18 protein-coding genes are annotated in these 15,881 nt (G+C 63.5%); 14 read left to right on the forward strand and 4 right to left on the reverse strand.

Annotation, left to right across the window (positions count from 1 at the left end; all coding sequences use genetic code 11):
* Positions 1–5 precede the first annotated feature (5 nt).
* The 7 genes from OXG30_16170 to OXG30_16200 all read left to right on the forward strand — a co-directional run bounded on the left by OXG30_16170 (position 6) and on the right by OXG30_16200 (position 6,032).
* Positions 6–563, forward strand: coding sequence for a nucleotidyltransferase family protein (locus OXG30_16170; protein ID MCY4136427.1), 558 nt, complete (start codon positions 6–8; stop codon positions 561–563).
* Entirely contained in the window at positions 554–1,207 is a 654-nt protein-coding gene (locus OXG30_16175) for an SRPBCC family protein (GenBank protein ID MCY4136428.1), read from the forward strand. The genes OXG30_16170 and OXG30_16175 overlap by 10 nt, the downstream gene beginning before the upstream one ends.
* Positions 1,159–1,662, forward strand: coding sequence for a DUF501 domain-containing protein (locus OXG30_16180; protein ID MCY4136429.1), 504 nt, complete (start codon positions 1,159–1,161; stop codon positions 1,660–1,662). Before OXG30_16175 ends, OXG30_16180 begins: the two co-directional genes overlap by 49 nt.
* A complete protein-coding gene (locus OXG30_16185; protein ID MCY4136430.1) occupies positions 1,659–2,573 on the forward strand; it encodes a Ppx/GppA phosphatase family protein in 915 nt (304 codons plus the stop codon). Before OXG30_16180 ends, OXG30_16185 begins: the two co-directional genes overlap by 4 nt.
* A 129-nt stretch (positions 2,574–2,702) precedes the next feature.
* Positions 2,703–4,331 (forward strand): sulfatase-like hydrolase/transferase, encoded by a 1,629-nt coding sequence (locus tag OXG30_16190; GenBank protein ID MCY4136431.1) that lies wholly within the window; start codon positions 2,703–2,705, stop codon positions 4,329–4,331.
* A 52-nt stretch (positions 4,332–4,383) separates the two neighbouring features.
* On the forward strand, positions 4,384–5,295 hold the full coding sequence (locus OXG30_16195) for an alpha/beta hydrolase (GenBank protein ID MCY4136432.1): 912 nt from the start codon (positions 4,384–4,386) through the stop codon (positions 5,293–5,295).
* A 170-nt stretch (positions 5,296–5,465) separates the two neighbouring features.
* The gene (locus OXG30_16200; GenBank protein MCY4136433.1) at positions 5,466–6,032 is read left to right on the forward strand and encodes a GNAT family protein; all 567 of its coding nucleotides are present in this window, start codon (positions 5,466–5,468) and stop codon (positions 6,030–6,032) included.
* On the opposite strand, the gene OXG30_16205 is transcribed toward OXG30_16200, so the two are convergent.
* Positions 6,029–6,790, reverse strand: coding sequence for an enoyl-CoA hydratase-related protein (locus tag OXG30_16205; protein MCY4136434.1), 762 nt, complete (start codon positions 6,788–6,790; stop codon positions 6,029–6,031). The genes OXG30_16200 and OXG30_16205 overlap by 4 nt on opposite strands.
* A 37-nt stretch (positions 6,791–6,827) precedes the next feature.
* Here OXG30_16205 and OXG30_16210 point away from each other — a divergent pair, with 37 nt between their 5' ends.
* Genes OXG30_16210 through mce form a run of 3 tightly spaced genes read left to right on the forward strand, consistent with a single transcriptional unit; the run spans position 6,828 to position 8,967 of the window.
* Positions 6,828–8,060, forward strand: a complete 1,233-nt coding sequence (locus OXG30_16210) for an MFS transporter (GenBank protein MCY4136435.1) — start codon at positions 6,828–6,830, stop codon at positions 8,058–8,060.
* Positions 8,061–8,103: 43 nt separating this feature from the next.
* Positions 8,104–8,511, forward strand: a complete 408-nt coding sequence (locus OXG30_16215) for a hypothetical protein (protein MCY4136436.1) — start codon at positions 8,104–8,106, stop codon at positions 8,509–8,511.
* A 54-nt stretch (positions 8,512–8,565) separates the two neighbouring features.
* Positions 8,566–8,967: a methylmalonyl-CoA epimerase gene (mce, locus tag OXG30_16220; GenBank protein MCY4136437.1), complete on the forward strand. Its 402-nt coding sequence runs from the start codon at positions 8,566–8,568 to the stop codon at positions 8,965–8,967.
* A 22-nt stretch (positions 8,968–8,989) separates the two neighbouring features.
* Here the strand turns inward: mce and OXG30_16225 are convergent, their stop codons facing one another.
* Positions 8,990–9,583, reverse strand: coding sequence for a hypothetical protein (locus OXG30_16225; protein MCY4136438.1), 594 nt, complete (start codon positions 9,581–9,583; stop codon positions 8,990–8,992).
* An 82-nt stretch (positions 9,584–9,665) separates the two neighbouring features.
* Between OXG30_16225 and OXG30_16230 the strand changes: the two genes are divergently transcribed.
* The gene (locus OXG30_16230; GenBank protein ID MCY4136439.1) at positions 9,666–11,795 is read left to right on the forward strand and encodes a heavy metal translocating P-type ATPase; all 2,130 of its coding nucleotides are present in this window, start codon (positions 9,666–9,668) and stop codon (positions 11,793–11,795) included.
* A gap of 23 nt (positions 11,796–11,818) precedes the next feature.
* On the opposite strand, the gene OXG30_16235 is transcribed toward OXG30_16230, so the two are convergent.
* Positions 11,819–12,898: an alpha/beta hydrolase gene (locus tag OXG30_16235; GenBank protein ID MCY4136440.1), complete on the reverse strand. Its 1,080-nt coding sequence runs from the start codon at positions 12,896–12,898 to the stop codon at positions 11,819–11,821.
* Positions 12,899–12,969: 71 nt separating this feature from the next.
* Between OXG30_16235 and OXG30_16240 the strand changes: the two genes are divergently transcribed.
* Both OXG30_16240 and OXG30_16245 read left to right on the forward strand, forming a co-directional pair.
* Entirely contained in the window at positions 12,970–13,881 is a 912-nt protein-coding gene (locus OXG30_16240) for an enoyl-CoA hydratase (GenBank protein ID MCY4136441.1), read from the forward strand.
* Positions 13,878–14,282, forward strand: coding sequence for a cupin domain-containing protein (locus OXG30_16245; GenBank protein ID MCY4136442.1), 405 nt, complete (start codon positions 13,878–13,880; stop codon positions 14,280–14,282). The genes OXG30_16240 and OXG30_16245 overlap by 4 nt, the downstream gene beginning before the upstream one ends.
* Positions 14,283–14,336: 54 nt before the next feature.
* Here the strand turns inward: OXG30_16245 and OXG30_16250 are convergent, their stop codons facing one another.
* The gene (locus OXG30_16250; GenBank protein MCY4136443.1) at positions 14,337–14,738 is read right to left on the reverse strand and encodes a hypothetical protein; all 402 of its coding nucleotides are present in this window, start codon (positions 14,736–14,738) and stop codon (positions 14,337–14,339) included.
* Between the two features lie 125 nt (positions 14,739–14,863).
* Between OXG30_16250 and OXG30_16255 the strand changes: the two genes are divergently transcribed.
* A complete protein-coding gene (locus OXG30_16255) occupies positions 14,864–15,187 on the forward strand; it encodes a hypothetical protein (GenBank protein ID MCY4136444.1) in 324 nt (107 codons plus the stop codon).
* The last annotated feature ends 694 nt before the right edge of the window (positions 15,188–15,881 follow it).

Raw genomic sequence — 15,881 nt, forward strand, 5'->3', positions numbered from 1 at the left:
CGCCAATGACCATTGCCGCCGTCTTGTTGGCCGCTGGTGCCGGAACCCGGTTCGGAGGCGACACTCACAAGCTGCGGGCCCCGTTTCGGGGGCGGACTGTGGTTCAACACGCGCTCGACGCTGCACTAGAGGCCGGGTTCGACGAGGTGTACATCGTGACCGGGGCGGTGGAGCTGCGCGACCTGATCCCGGGAGGCGTGGTGCTGGTAGAGAACCACTCCTGGGAACTGGGCCAGGCCACCTCGCTGCGGGCCGGGGTGTTCACTGCTGAGAACGACGGCCACGACGCAGTGGTGATCGGTCTGGGCGATCAGCCTCTAGTGGGTGCCGAGTCGTGGCGAGCGGTGGCGGAGGCGGAGGGCGACCTGGTAACCGCCGTTTATCGGGGTCGCCGCAGCCCTCCGGTAAAGCTGGGAGCGGCAGTCTGGCCGCTGCTGCCCACCAGCGGGGATGTCGGGGCCAGAATGCTCATGCAAATGAGGTCCGAGCAGGTTGCGGAAGTATCCTGTCCCGGAGAGCCGGTCGATTTTGACACTTTGGAGGATCTGCAAGCATGGAAATGAGCAACGAGATCGAGGTGAATGCCTCGGCCAGCGATGTTTGGGCTGCATTCAATGATGTAGAGCGAATTGCCCCCTGTCTGCCGGGTGCCCAGCTCACCGAGGTCGAGGGTGAAGAGTACCGGGGCGTGGTCAAGGTCAAGGTCGGGCCGGTCAACGCCCAGTACAAGGGCAAGGCAACGTTCACCGAACGTGATCAGGACGGTATGAAGGTGGTCATTCTGGCCGAGGGCCGCGAGACCCGGGGACAGGGAAACGCCAGTGCAACTATCACCGCTACGGTGGAAGCACTGGGTGACGACCGGACCAAGGTCGGGGTCACCACCGACCTCAAGATCACCGGAAAGGTGGCTCAGATCGGCCGCAACCTCATCCCCGACGTGAGCGCCAAGATCATGGATCAGTTTGCCGATAATCTAGAGGCCATGCTTTCAGACTCCTCTTCAGATGATGTCGCCTCCGAATCGGACGCTTCTGCCGACGATTCAGGCGTTAGAGCCGTGTCCGGTCCCGAGGCCGAAGCAGTAGACCTGCTGGATGTCGCTGGCCCGCCTGCGGCCAAGAAGTTCGGGCCCATAGCCGGACTCATTGCCGCGCTGTGGGTCGTCAGGAAGATCTTCAAGAGAAGGAAGAAGAAAAAGGCCTGATCCTGAACCGAGGCGACGACGAGCACGTCGAAGCCCTGTTGGGCCGCGCTCCCCGGGGCCCCTACGAGATAGTGGTCAGAGCCGATGACGGCACTCCCCGGGTGCTGAGGAACGCTCCCTTCCTTGACGATGGCACTCCTATGCCCACCCGCTACTGGTTGGTCGGCCCTGAAGATGTGCTGCGGGTGAGCCGGCTGGAGTCGGCTGGGGGAGTGCGGCGGGCCGAAGCAGCCGTTGATCCCGACGTGTTGGCCGATGCCCACCGCCGCTACGCCGCCGAGCGGGACGCCGCCATCCCCGACAGCTATGCCGGTCCCCGTCCCTCGGCTGGGGTGGGAGGCACCCGGCAAGGGGTGAAGTGCCTCCATGCCCACTACGCCTGGCATCTGGCCGGGGGCGATGACCCAGTCGGTCGCTGGGTAGCTGAACACCTGGAATCCGAGGACTTGGCGTGAAGCCTCCGGTGCTGGCCGCCATCGACTGCGGCACGAACTCCACCCGCTTGCTGGTCAGCCGGGGAGGTACCGAGACGTTGGACCGGCTCATGACCATCACCCGCCTAGGGGAGGGAGTGGATGAGACCGGCCGTCTAGCCCCGGGGGCCATCGATCGAACTTTGGATTGTTTGCGACGCTACCGGGAGGTGATGGATCGCCACGGAGTGGAGGCGGTGCGGATCACCGCTACCTCGGCGGCTCGGGACGCTGCCAATCGCGATGAGTTCTTCGACGCTGGCGAGGCTGTGGTAGGCACTCGTCCCGAACTGCTGAGTGGGCTGGCCGAGGGGCAGCTTTCGTTTCGGGGAGCCACTGCTGAGCTCGATCCGGCGAAAGGGCCGTTTCTGGTGGTTGACTTGGGAGGGGGTTCCACGGAGCTGAGCGTGGGCACCACCGTTTGCGATGCGGCCATGTCGCTGGACGTGGGATGCGTTCGCCTCACAGAGAAATACCTCCACGGCGACCCGCCGCTTCCCGAGGAACTGCATGCTTGTCTTTCAGTGACCGGCGACCACCTCGACGACGTCGACCGGGAGATGCCCGCCGCCCGTCAGGCCCGGACACTTGTCGGCCTAGCCGGCACCATCTCCACCGCCGCGGCGGTTGAACAGGGGCTGCACGAATACGACCGGGACAAGATCCACCACTTCGAGCTGACCAAGGCCGCGGCCGAGGACGTGTTCCGCACTTTGGCCACCGAAGCGCGGGCTGATCGGGCCTTCAACCCGGGCCTGGAGCCTGGCCGGGTCGATGTGATTGTGGGGGGCATGACCATTCTGGTGAAGATCATGCGGCACTTTGGGTTTGAGTCGTGTCTAGTGTCGGAGTCGGACATCCTCGATGGGATGGTGTTGAGTTTGTTGGACTAGCGCGTTGGGGGGAGGGGGGTGATCCCCCGGCGGGACTGCAAACACCAAGGCGGCGCCACGCTGTGTTGGGTTGAGCGCTCCAACGCCAAACAGGAAGTTCAACACCATACCTTCTTGGGATAGTCTCAAATGGCCAGCGTGGCGGATTCGGGCAATCTCGTGGAAACCGAACCCCAACAAGACGAAGAAGGAGGCTTCCCCGTGCAGGCAACCGAGGTGCCCAACGTCCTCTTCGTCATCACCGACCAGCAGCGGGCTGATCACGTCGGATTCTCCGGCAACGGCACGGTCCGAACACCCGCCATCGACTCCATTGCCGAGCGCGGAATGGTCTTCGACAATGCGTGGGTCTCCAACCCCATCTGCATGCCGAATCGATCCACCATTGTCACGGGGCGAATGCCAAGCGCCCACGGCGTCGTGTTCAATGACCGCAGCCTCGAATGGCAGGCAAACACATTCGTGCGAGTGTTCCGAGCCGGTGGTTGGAGGACGGGGTTATTCGGCAAGTCCCATTTTCAGCACGGGATGAGCCGACTAATCTCGGGCGAAGCAGACCTTGCCCCCGCCGTGTTTAGTTCAGCCAACCAGGGCTGGGACGAGCTCGAACACGCCGAGCACTATCTAGATGAGCCCCCCGAGTTTCCCGAGAGCTTCTACGGCTTTGAAAACGTCGAGTTGTCCATTGACCACGGCGCTCGCGTGACCGGCCATCACATGAACTGGGCGATTGACCGCGGCGGGAGCCTGGAGGACCTCTTCGTACCGCTGGACTCCACCGCCCCGGCGTCTCGCCGCTCTGAGCTTTGGTGGCAGATCTACGATCCTCCCTATCCTCCGGAGTTGCACTCATCCGCGTTCGTGGCGGACCGCACGATCAACTTCATTGAGGAGTCAGCGAGACGCCAGGAGCCGTGGTTGGCCTGGGCCTCATTTCCGGATCCCCACCATCCCATGACACCCCCTGGAGAGTGGTTTGATCGCCACTCTCCAGCAGACATGGCCGTGCCCACGACCATCGACGACCCCCTCGATGGCGCGCCGGATTTTCTGCGAAGACTGCAAAACACGACGGTTGATCAGATGCTGGCGTGGGTTGGGCTTACTGGCGCAACCAGCAGGGAGCTCGTCAAGGAGTGCGTCGCCGCGACCTATGGGATGATCGAGCTGATCGATGAATGCGTTCGGCGGATTCTGGCCACTGTCGAGAAGCTGGGACAGACGAACACGACAATTGTGGTCTTCACATCCGACCACGGGGACATGATGGGCGACCACGGACTCCTGCTCAAGGGGCTGATGCACTACCGCGGCGTGCTCCAGGTTCCCCTCGTTATCGCAGGGCCGGGATTGCCGCCTGGCAGAACAATGGCTCTTGCGAGCAGCATCGATCTCGGTCCAACGCTCATGGAGATGTGCGGTCTCGCTCCCTATGAGGGCATCCAGGGTCAGAGTCTTGTCAGCCTGCTCTCGGGATCTGGAGGTGAAGTCAGAGACTCTGTGCTCATTGAGGACGACGTGCCGGCATTCGCAGGTCGGGCCAGCAGTTACCCGGGGCACACTCGAACGATAGTGACGAGGTCCCATCGATACACGCGGCACAGCACCGGGGAGGAGCAGCTGTTTGACTTAGCGAATGACCCGGATGAGCTCACGGATCTATCGAACCGTGATGAGGGCACTCGCACGCTTGTTCTGGAGCAACTTCTTGACTCGATGCTGGCGCACTCAGATTGGGCGCGGTGTGCACGGTCGTAGGTGCGCTAGTTCGTCAAATTTCCTGAGCTGAAGGTCTGCCGAGGATTCGCACATGAAACTCGATGTACCCGGATTCACCCACCATCGGGCGGTGGTGAACGACATCTCGCTTCACTACGTCACCGCAGGCGAAGGTCCGCCGGTGGTGCTTCTGCACGGATGGCCCGAAACCTGGTTTGCCTGGCGCAAGCAGCTGCCCGCGTTGGCTGAACATTATTCGCTGATCGTGCCCGACCTGCGGGGCTACGGCGACAGCGACAAGCCGGCGACTGGCTATGACAAGCGACAGATGGCCTCCGACATTTCTGAGCTTTGTCGTCAGCTTGGCCATAAGAAAGTCGCCGCCGTCGGCCATGATCGGGGAGCGCGAGTGGTGACAAGATGGGCAAAAGACGAGCCCGGCTACATCGACCGGGTAGTGGTCATGGACAACATCCCCACTCGGATCGTGTTCGAAGCGATGAACGGGCGCAGTGCGGAAGGCCTCTGCCATGTGCCACCGGGAACGCTCTCGAGGGGCTACTGGTTCTTCTTGTTCAACCAGCAAATGGACCTTCCAGAGGCGCTGCTGACCGGCCGAGAAGAGATCTGGTTGAGGCATTGGCTGAGCTCGTGGTCGTACAACCGGGACCTGTTCGAAGACTGGGAAGTAGCCGAGTACGTTCGCGCCTACTCCGCCCCGGGCGGGCTGCGGGGGTCATTTAACGACTATCGGGCCGGTCCAATCGATGTCGCCCAAGATCTCGAAGACGCTGGTAAGAAGATATCTATGCCGGTGCTGTCCATGTGGGGTGCCGATTTCGACCTGGTTGGGCAGTGGTGGGATGTTGCCGCGGTGTGGGCAACCATGGCCGACGATCTGCGGACGGTGGAGATTCCTGAATGCGGGCATCTGTGCCAAGAGGAGAGACCAGATGTGGTCAATGCAGAGCTTCTCGCATTTCTAGATGGTTGGGAGAGCTGAGCCAGTGGGGATGTCGAATGTGGGCGGGCGTCATGAGCCGGGCCACCCACTGCACACCCATCCGTGATGCCTCCCACTTTGTTGGTAGAGAGTTAGTAGGTTTGGCGGGAGTGCGGACTTGGTCGCGATTTCGGGGGAGTCGGGAGGGGCGGGTTCTTCATGGTTCCAGGGTGGAGCTGCGTCCCCTGAAGGAGAGCGATTTTCCCGAATGGCAGGCGGTGCGTCGGGCGAACCGGGAATGGCTCACTCCTTGGGAGCCCAAGCCGCCCAGTTCCCAGCCCGATGTGGTGGAGGACCGCTTGGCCTTCAGCGCTCGGTGCAGCGCCCGCGATCGGGAGCGCCAGATGGATACCGGCCACGGATTCGGGGTGTTCGCCGAGGGACGGCTGGTGGGGGAGATGAACCTGTCGGGGGTGCAGCGGGGCCCGTTCCAGAGCGGCCATGTGGGGTATTGGATCGACCACCGGCACGCCGGGCGGGAGTATGCCCCCGAAGCCCTAGTAGTGGTGCTCGACTACGCCTTTGAGACTCTGGGGCTGCACCGGGTGCAGATCAACATCATCCCCCGAAACCACGCCAGCCGCCGGGTGGTGGAGAAGCTTGGCATCCGAGACGAGGGTGTCGCCCTGGGCTACCTGGAAATCAACGGCTGCTGGGAAGACCACGTTCGCTACGCCATCACCTCAGAGGAGTGGCAAGAGCAGGGTCCCGAGCTGGTGGCCGACTGGGTGAGCTAACCGCTGGATTTGCTGATGGCCTCCTTGAGGGCGGCCACCCGCTCTTTGAATTCGGGCTGAGCCATCGACCACACCTGAGGGTCGACTTCCCGAGCCACCGCAGCCGCGCTGTCGGTGATTGCGCCCATGTCGATGATTGTCTCTTTCATGGCCTTGGTGAGTTCTCGCGGCGCACGAGCGGGACGGCGGGCCATGCGCCGGGCTTCCTCCAGCAGCGCATCATCGTTCACACATCGCCAGGCCAGTCCGATCTCCGCAGCCCGCGGTCCGTCAAGCCACTCGCCGAACACCGCCATGGCCATGGCCGTCTGACGGTCGCAGATGTTTTGCAGCCGCCAAGTGTGACCGCCGCCAGGGTGGATGGCGATCTGGAGAAACCGGCTCTCGAACATGGCGGAGCGGCCGGCCAGGATCACATCGCAGGCCAGCGCGAAGTTCATGCCAGCTCCAACCGCAGGGCCGTTCACCGCGGCCACCGTGGGCAGCGGGGTGTGGGCGACCCGCAGGAACCCGGCATAGATGGAGCTCAGCCTCTTGGGATCGTCAGCAGCCAGCAGCTCGTCTAAGTTGGCGCCGGCCGAAAATGCCGGCGGGGCACCAGTGAGGACCACCGCCCCCACCGACTCGTCGGCTTCCAGGTCGTCGAACACGGCGTCGAGCTCGCGGTTCATCTCCAAGCTGACCGCATTTCGCACCTCGGGGTGGTTGAGGGTCACGGTGGCAACGCCGTCTTCGATCTCACAGAGCACAAGAGCCATGCCATGACAATAGGGGTACAGCGAATAAGTTGGCGCAGTGACCGATTCCCGGCCTCCTCGACGCGCCCGGCAAGCGCTGTCGTACCGGAATTATCGCCTGTTCATCTCTGGGGCCCTCATCTCGAACTCCGGGGTTTGGGTGCAGATGATTGCGCTGGGCTTTGTGATCCAGCGGCTGACCGGCAGCGCCACCTGGGTTGGCTTGGCCGCCATGTTGCAGACACTGCCGACGGTGTTTTTGGGAATGGTCGGAGGGGCGCTGGCCGATCGATTTCCCCGGCGGATCATGCTGGCGTTCACCAACTCAGCCCAAGCGTTGATCGCACTGGGATTCTCGGCCATGTGGGCCGCAGGCTTCGATCGGCCGCTGGCCTACATCGCCCTTGGAGTGGTGAATGGGTGTGTGAACGGCATCCAGCTTCCGGCTTGGCAGGCGTTCGTCAGCGAACTGGTGCCTCGCGTCGCCCTCTTGAATGCCGTGACCTTGAACTCGGCCCAGTTCAACGCCTCTCGGGCGGTCGGCCCCATGGTCGGTGGGTTCGTGCTGGCAATAGGCGGTCCCGACTGGTGCTTCTTCACCAATTCACTGACGTATGTCCCCGCGGTCTTGGCTCTGGTCTTCATCCAGGTACCCCGACTGGCTCCGGAGGGTGGAGACAGGCCGAATGTATTCAGAGATGCCGCGGCCGCAATGCGCTACGCCGCCGATAATCCCGGTATCCGCCTGTCCATACTGATTGCCGGGGTGATTGCCTTCTTCGGCCAGCCGGTCATCCACTTGGTGGTGATCTTCGCCAATGACGTGTTTGAGGTGGGCGAGACCAAATACGGAATCCTGGCTGCAGCAACCGGAATGGGAGCGATGCTCAACACTCCGTTTGTGGCCGGCCCGGGAAGCCGTGTGCCCCGCAGCCATCTCGTGGGATTCGGCTGGCCGATTTATGGCATCGCGCTGTTGGGATTCGCGGTGTCGCCCTACTACTGGTTGGCGGTGGTGGCTCTGGCTGTATTGGGAGCATCGCACATCGCTACTGCCGCCACGCTCAATACCGTTATCCAGCTTCAGGTGGAGGAGGCTCTGCGGGCCAAGGTGTTGGCCCTGTACCTCATCACCCTGCTGGCCGGGCTGCCCCTTGGCGCCCAGCTTCAGGGTTTTCTGGCCGACGTGATCGGGCCCCGCATCGCCGTGGGCGGGGCCGGCGTTCTCTTGGCCGCCACCGCTCTGTGGTGGGTGATCAGCGGCCGAACCAAGGTCCTCGATCTGAATTAGGGCTCAAAGCAGAAACTGTCACTCCTGTCGGGATACTGGGTGTATGAGAGAAATCAATGAGAAAAGCCAGGAGGGCCAGGAGGTAGAGCCCCAGGGAATGCGAGTCATTTACGGCGATAACCGGCCGCAAGAGAGCAGAACCGGCCGGTGCCTGGCCTTTGCCGAAGCAGCCCGCCAGTTGGGGATGGCGGTGCGAGGACAGGAGCTGGTTGTGCCCAGCTTTCGCAGTCCGCCCCGGGAGGTTGGTCGCCGCCGCACGCTGGTCCGCCATGGCGACGGCTCAGTGACGGTTTCGGTCATGGTCCGGAACCGCATCTGGGAAGCAGTGCTGGCCGACATGATCGAGGGCGTGGTTGCGGCCAACCAGTTGGACGGCATCGACGCCGAAGTTCTGCGCGACCAGCTCTGGGAGGCTTTGGAAGGCGAAACCGCTCAGCGCGGGGCAGCCTGACCAGCCGGCGTCAACAGTAGTTTTCCAATAGGGGCTGCCTAGACTGACCGGGCCATGCTTCTCACTGAGATCGACCATGTCGCCATCGCAGTCCATGACTTGGAGCAGGCCATTTCGTTCTACGAGAAGGCTTTTGGCACCTCGGTGGAGCATCGCGAGATCGTGGAAAACGACGGGGTGGAAGAAGCCCTGATCAAGGTGGCCGACTCGTATGTGCAGCTCACTACGGCTACCCGAGAGGATTCGCCCATCGCCAAGTTCCTGGCCAAGCGAGGTGAGGGCATCCACCACGTCGGCTATCGGGTGGCCGACTGCGCCGCCGCGCTGGAGGCCATGGTTGCTGCCGGGGCCACCCCGATCGATTCCGCACCCCGCCCTGGTTCTCGGGGAACCACCGTCGCCTTCATCCACCCCAAAGGCGCCTTCGGCACCCTCATCGAACTGGTTCAGGAATAGCCAGAGCGGCAAAGGGCTCCCGCTATCGGTTTCTCAGGTAGCGCACCCCGATCCACGAACCGATCATGCCCCCCGAGGTGGACAGCACGAGGTCGCCCACTGTGTCGTCATAAGTGAGGTTCAGCCCGCCTCCGGCACCGGCCTCAGACACGATCCATTCTGCGGCTTCCCAACCGACGATGGCCAGAGCTCCGATGCCCGCCCCCAGCAGCCACGCATCGGCATTGGACCGCTGTGAGTTTCGACGATAGCCCCAAGCGTGGAAGGCGGCCACCAGCAGCAGCCAGTTGAGGGTGTGAAGCACGTCGTCGGTGGCATTGAAGGAGTCGTAGATTCCGACGAGGTTGGCCAGCGTGTCGATAAGGAACGGGGCGACGATGAGGGTGTCGGCGGTGGCCGGGTAGGGGGAGAAGCGTCGCCGCCATGCCACCGGAATGACCACGGCCGACAACATGAACAGCGGGAACCGGAAGGCCATGCCCTTGCCCTCGAGGTGGTCGAGGGGAACTGCCAGCGCGACGACGAAGGCCAGCGCAAGGGCGAGCTTGACACCCCAAGACAGTCGCTGAATGATGACGCCGGCATCCAGTCGGGCAACACCCGAGGAGGGGGTCATCGCCGGCCTTCGACAATCCAGGTGGTCAAATACATCACGGTGTCCCAGCCTAAATCGGCATAAGAGGACATACGATGAACCCATGGTGATGCGTCGGACGACGCTGCTGGTAGACGGCATGACTTGCTCAGCCTGCGTCGCGCAGATTGAGCGCAGCCTGAACGCGGTCGATGGTGTTGTCGAAGCCCGAGTGAACTACGCCTCAGGCCGGGCTTCGGTGGCTTGTCGTGACAGCGTCGACGATGCCGAATTGCAACGCGCGGTCATTGCCGCCGGATACGGTGCCCGCTTGCCCGAGGGCTTCAGCGATGGGCACTCAGTGGAGCCCACCCGGGTGCGCCGGCTGATTCTTGCGGCAGGGTTTGGTGCCCTCGTGGCACTGCTGACGATGGTGGACGCCTTGGCCTTCGACCTGGGCTTTCAGGCGTCGGACTGGCTGGCCGCGGTGTTAGCGGCCGGTGTGGTATTCGGGTCGGGCTGGGGGTTCCACCGACGGGCGTGGGCCCAGCTCAAGCACCGGACCGCCACCATGGACACGTTGGTGGCGTTGGGCACCGCCGCAGCGTGGATTTGGTCGACGGTGGTGCTGGCCGCCCAGATCGGCGACGGCCACCTCTATTTCGAGACCGGAGCGGTGATCGTGGTGCTGATCCTGCTCGGCCGCTATCTGGAAGAACGGGCCCGACGCCGGTCGGGAGACGCCCTGCGGGCATTGGCCGTGCTGGTGGCACCGGTGGCCCGGTTGGAGGATGGATCCGACGTGCCGGTGGCCAGCCTCCAAGTGGGTACCAGATTCGTAGTGCGACCAGGCGAGAGGATCGCCACCGACGGAGTAGTGGTCGACGGTGCTTCGGCGGTGGATATCTCCATGGTCACCGGCGAGCCGGTCCCCGAAGAGGTCGGGCCGGGCGACGCCGTGCTGGGGGCCTCGGTCAATTCCAACGGATCGCTGGTGGTAGAGGCCACCAGCGTGGGGGCCGACACCGTGCTGGCCCGGATCATGCGGCTGGTGGAGCAGGCCCAGACCAACCGCACCCGCATCCAGCGGTTGGCCGACCGGATCTCGGCGGTGTTCGTGCCCGCTGCGGTGGCGATCTCGGTGGGTACGCTTATCGGCTGGTTGGCCGCCGGACAGCCGGCATCGGAGGCGTTCACCGCGGCGGTGGCGGTGTTGATCGTGGCCTGTCCCTGCGCGTTGGGGCTGGCCACGCCATTGGCAGTGATGGTGGGCACCGGGCGGGGATCGCAGCTCGGGATCATCGTCAAGGGCGGCGAGATACTGGAGGACACCCGACAGCTCGACACCGTGGTGTTCGACAAGACGGGAACAGTCACCGAGGCCCGCATGGAGGTGGTGGAGATTGTCGCCCCCGGCCGCGACCCCGACGCGTTGCTGGCTTTGGCCGCCGCGGTGGAGTCCCGATCGGAGCACCCCATCGGTCGGGCCATCGCCTCGGCGGCGGAAAATGGAAAGGCCGTGACCGACTTTGAGAATCACCCCGGCACCGGGGCGGTTGCCACGGTGGACGGCTGCGAGGTCCGGGTGGGGAAGCGGGCGCTCTTCGATCAAGTGCCCGAGGTCGTGGACGGAGCCGCTGCCGAGGTCGAGGCCATGGGCCGGGTGGCGGTGCTGGTGGGCCGGGATTCGGTGGCCGAAGCGGTGATCACCGTGGACGACCGACTGCGGGCCACCGCCCCTCCGGCGGTGGCCGCGCTCAAGTCCCTGGGACTCGACACCGTGCTTTTGACCGGCGATCATCCCCGCCGGGCCCAGGCCGCGGGCGATGAGCTGGGCATCGACCGGGTGGTGGCCGGCGTGGGACCCGACGGCAAGGCCGCCGAGATTGCCCGCCTCCAAGCCGAGGGCCGCCGGGTGACCATGGTGGGTGACGGCATCAACGACGCTCCTGCCCTCAGCCAAGCCGACATCGGCATCGCCATCGGCACCGGGGCCGATGTGGCCGCCGAGGCCGCCGACATCACCATCATGTCGTCCGATCTGAGCGCGGTGGCCGACGCCATCGCTCTGAGCCGCCGGACCATGAACACCATCCGGGGCAACTATTTCTGGGCCTTCGTCTACAACACCGCGGCCATTCCTCTGGCTGTCGCCGGGGTGCTGGAGCCCATTGTCGCTGCCGCAGCCATGGTTGGCTCCTCGTTGTTCGTAGTCACCAACAGCCTGCGCCTACGCCGCTTCAGGGGCGCCTAGCGCAAGAGTGGCCGCGGTCTTCGTCATATCTCGCCAGCCAAAAAGGCCAAGAGCACTTCGTTGGTGCGCTCGGGGTCTTCTTCGGGGATGAAGTGGCCGGTGCCGGCAGGGCGGGCCCGGTAGTCGGGGAAGTGATTGATGAAGGAGTCGGCGTAGGGGTTGCCGCTGGGAATGTGGTCGTCGGCGGGGAATCCGTCTTCAAAGGCCTGGGGCATCAAGAACGCCGAGTACAGATACAGCGCGGGATGGGGGTAGGTGCGACCGAGGTCTTCGGGGCCGTACACCGGGAAGATGCCGAAATCGGGATGGCTGAACAGCAGGCCGGGGTGATTCCACATTTCAGCCACTTGGGCTGGCGTTCGGTACACCAGGTTGCCGTCGTCGTCGGGGAAGTGGAAGGGCAGGGCATCCCGGTAATACGAGACGGCGTGGAAATGCGATCCGGGCTGGTCGAATGCCTCCCGGTAGTGCTCCACGTCATCGGCGGTCCAATACTTGCTCGGATCCCAGTCGGCCATGGCCCGGCCGGGGTCTTGGGCATCGCTGTCGGCCAACGGGGCTTTCCACGGGGAATGAGGCGGCGGACCGTAGCTACCTTCCACGCCGCCGAAGATCGAGTTGATGAACTCGCCGGCGTGGCGCTCCCAGAACTGCTCGGCCTCGGGCTCGCACTTGAACCAGTAGCCGTGGATGCCCCACGGAATCCAAACCGTACACAAGGTGTCGACCAGCCCCAGCCGGGTGAACCGGTCGGGATACTCCAGCGCCGCCTTGAAAGCGATGATCCCGCCCCAGTCGTGGCCCACCAGCGAACAGTGCTCAATACCCAGGGCGTCGATGAAGTCCACGATGTCGCGGGCCAACAGATCGCGGGTGACCCGGACGCGGGGCTTGTCGGTGCCGCCGTAGCCCCGGGTGTCGGGGGCATAGACCCGGTAGCGCTCGGCCAGTACTGGGATCTGGTGGCGCCACATATGGGATGTCTGGGGGAAGCCGTGCAGCAGCACCACCGGGGGTGCCGCTTCGTTGCCCGCGGCCAGATAGTGGAACCGCAGCCCGGCGGTGTCGATGTAGTGGGAGTCGATGCTTGTTGGCCCAGTCATAGGTGCTCCTGAGGTGAGGACACGGCGGATGCGAGCCTAGAACCACGTCTGGCAGCGCACAGTATTCGTGGATGGGCGAGACTAGGGAAATGGACTACCAGTACCTGACCTACGAGACGCTGGACGACGGGAAGATCGCCCGCATCATGCTGAACCGGCCTGGGGCCCGCAACGCCCAGAACCGGGGAATGTTGGTGGAGCTCAACGAGGCCTTCCTGGTGGCTGAGGCCGATGACGATGTGCGGGTGGTGATCTTGGGCGGAGTCGGACCGATGTTCTCGGCTGGCCACGACATGGGCACCAAGGAGAGCATCGAGGAGCGCATGCCCGGCCCCAACCAGCACCCCACCTGGCAGGTCAACGGCGGGCAGCGCCGGGGCTCGGAGAAGCTGATGCTTCAGGAGTGGCACTACTTCTTCGAGAACACCAAGCGGTGGCGCAACCTCCGCAAGATCACCATCGCCCAGGTGCAGGGTCCGGTGCTGGCCGCCGGGCTGATGCTCATGTGGTCTTGCGATTTGATTGTAGGGGCCGAGGATGCCTCATTCGCCGATGTGGTGGGCACCCGTCTGGGGATGATGGGGGTGGAGTACTTCGCCCACCCGTGGGAGTTCGGCCCTCGCAAGACCAAGGAACTGCTGCTCACCGGCGATTCCATCGACGTCCACGAGGCCCACGCCATGGGCATGGTGTCCAAAGTGTTCCCCAATGAGACGCTCTCCGAGCAGACCCTGGAGTTCGCTCAACGCATCGCCGCAGTGCCCACCATGGCTGCGCTGTTGGTCAAAGAGGCGGTGAACCAGACCATGGATGCCCAGGGATTCAATACCGCCCTGTCGGCGTGCTTCACCCTCCACCAGCTGAACCATTCCCACTGGGCCTCCATCACCAACGGCGAATGGTGGATCGCCACCGAAGAGCACGGTGTGCCCCATTGGAAGGACGCCCCCAAAGTCCGCCCAGCTGAATGGATGGCACCATGAGCACGGAGCCCAAGGTGTTGAAATTCGACGACATCGAATGGGTGGACGAGTCTGCCAACACCGAAGCTCCCAAGGAGCTGATCGAAGAGGCCAAGAAGCTCGGCGCCGGGCGCAAGCGCGTGGCTCAAGGCGAGGGGGGTTTCTGGTGCCAGTACACCATCATGCCCGCCGGCTACCACGTCCCGCCCCACAGCCATGACCAGAACGAGCTGTTGATTGTGGTGTCGGGCGGGTGCGAGGTGTGGCCCAGCGGCGCCGACGGCCCGTCGATGGAGCTGGGGCCAAAGGACTCGGTCATTCTGGCCGCCAACCACAAGTACTCCTTCACTTGCGGCGCCGACGGCATGGAGTTCTTCGTTATGCGCCCTGGCGACTCGGCATCATCGTTCGAAAAGTCCTGAAGGACGTCATCTGATTGTCGGCCAGGCGGTGCCGTAAGCGGTGTTTCCGGCGGGTCAATTCTGGGCTAGGAGAAGTGTCAAGAGCTGGGTAATGAGCAGGAGGGCTTCTTCGAGTGTGGTGGGCGGATTGTCGACCAGTTCCTGGAGGTCAGGTGTGTTGTCGGGCTCTGAATCGTCGGCAAGCAGCTCGAAAGGGTTGCAACCTGATGTTGGGCAGGTGTACTGGGTGCTGTCGGTGTAAACCCATGTTGTGCAGGTGTGATGGTACGATCCGACTAGACAGGCCCAAGAAGAGTTCACTTCCTCGATCACTCCTGGCTCAGACCATTCTGCAAGGCGCTGGTCGTGGTGACGTAGGGCCTCAGCGGCAGCAACGATGTCTTCGGTGACGACGAATTCGACTGATTGCGCGCTTGACGATGATGCCGAGACGGTACTGATGAGAGCGGCGATCACGACGAGGCAGAGCAGTTTTCTAATGGCCAAAATCTAGGGGGGGGGGGGGCGATGCAATTCGGCCGCGCGCCGAAGGGGCGTCAACCGGCGAGTACGCCATCCGCACCGCCCGGTGGACCGACCTCATGGCCCTCACCATGGCCCCTCGGGGTGCTTCCTCGGCTCCGGCCCCCGACACCAGCCCCGAAGCGCTGGCCCCCCGCAAGATCGCCCCGCTGGTGGTTTGGCTGTGTACCGACGCCGCCCGCCACGTGACCGGGCGCACCTTCCACATCTCCGGCGACATCGTGAGCCGCCTCAGCGAGCCGGAACGGGAGCTGGCCGTCTACCAAGAAGACGGCCTCTCCCTCGACGCCCTCGACGCCTACTACGGCCGCCACCTCACCGAAGACCTCACCAACGACTACCTCCTAGAAGACCGCCCCGACCTCAAAGTCTTCGAGCTGTAGCCCAGATTGCCCAGATTGGCCTGTCAGTGCTGGGTCTACTGTCTTGCTCGACGGCGCTTTAGTGCGGCCGCGAGCTGGTCGGCCAGCGAGTGCTGACCGATTGCACGCAGCTGTTCAGGGATTTCTGGCCGCGATTTGGGAAAGACGCGAGCTTCGCTTAGTTCGGCCCGGCCAAGATGCGTCAGCGCAGATAGCTGCAATTCGTCGGCAGCGTCTTCATCCCCAGCCTCGCGTAACTCCATCGAAAGGCACTTCGCCTTCTCAGCCCTTGCACAGGCCTCATCTACTGACGGAAGGCAAAGGCGCTCGTTCCAATCTTCCCTGAGCTTTGTCCACCAGCCATCGCGCTCAAATAGGATCCGTCCGAATCGAACCGTCCACGACAAGTAGTCGTGGCCTTCTGTCAGTTTCTGCGTGACTTCGGCTTCATCGTATCCACGAAGGTCTATTGAGATCGGAGGTCGCGACATTGCTGGACGACACTTACGGTAAACAAATACGAGATCAAGGTCGTCGCTGAATTCGACATCGCGGACAGAAGATCCGGTGGCGACGTAGGCAACAAGGTTCGCGTCGGTCTTGCTGAGGTTCCCCCTGTTGTCCGGTCACTTGGTTTATGCGGCTTGGTCTAGTCGTTGCCGGTGGTGTTCCTCCCATTCTGTGGGGGTCAGGTAGTCGAGGGTCGAGTGGATTC

The sequence above is a fragment of the bacterium genome (assembly GCA_026708015.1).
Lineage (GTDB): Bacteria > Actinomycetota > Acidimicrobiia > Acidimicrobiales > Bin134 > Poriferisocius.

Excerpts from the sequence above, each read along its gene's own strand:
- OXG30_16170 (MCY4136427.1), top strand. The coding sequence starts at position 6 with ATGACCATTGCCGCCGTCTTGTTGGCCGCTGGTGCCGGAACCCGGTTC.
- OXG30_16175 (MCY4136428.1), top strand. The coding sequence starts at position 554 with ATGGAAATGAGCAACGAGATCGAGGTGAATGCCTCGGCCAGCGATGTT.
- OXG30_16190 (MCY4136431.1), top strand. The coding sequence starts at position 2,703 with ATGGCCAGCGTGGCGGATTCGGGCAATCTCGTGGAAACCGAACCCCAA.
- OXG30_16195 (MCY4136432.1), top strand. The coding sequence starts at position 4,384 with ATGAAACTCGATGTACCCGGATTCACCCACCATCGGGCGGTGGTGAAC.
- OXG30_16205 (MCY4136434.1), bottom strand. The coding sequence starts at position 6,790 with ATGGCTCTTGTGCTCTGTGAGATCGAAGACGGCGTTGCCACCGTGACC.
- OXG30_16215 (MCY4136436.1), top strand. The coding sequence starts at position 8,104 with ATGAGAGAAATCAATGAGAAAAGCCAGGAGGGCCAGGAGGTAGAGCCC.
- mce (MCY4136437.1), top strand. The coding sequence starts at position 8,566 with ATGCTTCTCACTGAGATCGACCATGTCGCCATCGCAGTCCATGACTTG.
- OXG30_16225 (MCY4136438.1), bottom strand. The coding sequence starts at position 9,583 with ATGACCCCCTCCTCGGGTGTTGCCCGACTGGATGCCGGCGTCATCATT.
- OXG30_16230 (MCY4136439.1), top strand. The coding sequence starts at position 9,666 with ATGGTGATGCGTCGGACGACGCTGCTGGTAGACGGCATGACTTGCTCA.
- OXG30_16235 (MCY4136440.1), bottom strand. The coding sequence starts at position 12,898 with ATGACTGGGCCAACAAGCATCGACTCCCACTACATCGACACCGCCGGG.
- OXG30_16240 (MCY4136441.1), top strand. The coding sequence starts at position 12,970 with ATGGGCGAGACTAGGGAAATGGACTACCAGTACCTGACCTACGAGACG.
- OXG30_16245 (MCY4136442.1), top strand. The coding sequence starts at position 13,878 with ATGAGCACGGAGCCCAAGGTGTTGAAATTCGACGACATCGAATGGGTG.
- OXG30_16255 (MCY4136444.1), top strand. The coding sequence starts at position 14,864 with ATGGCCCTCACCATGGCCCCTCGGGGTGCTTCCTCGGCTCCGGCCCCC.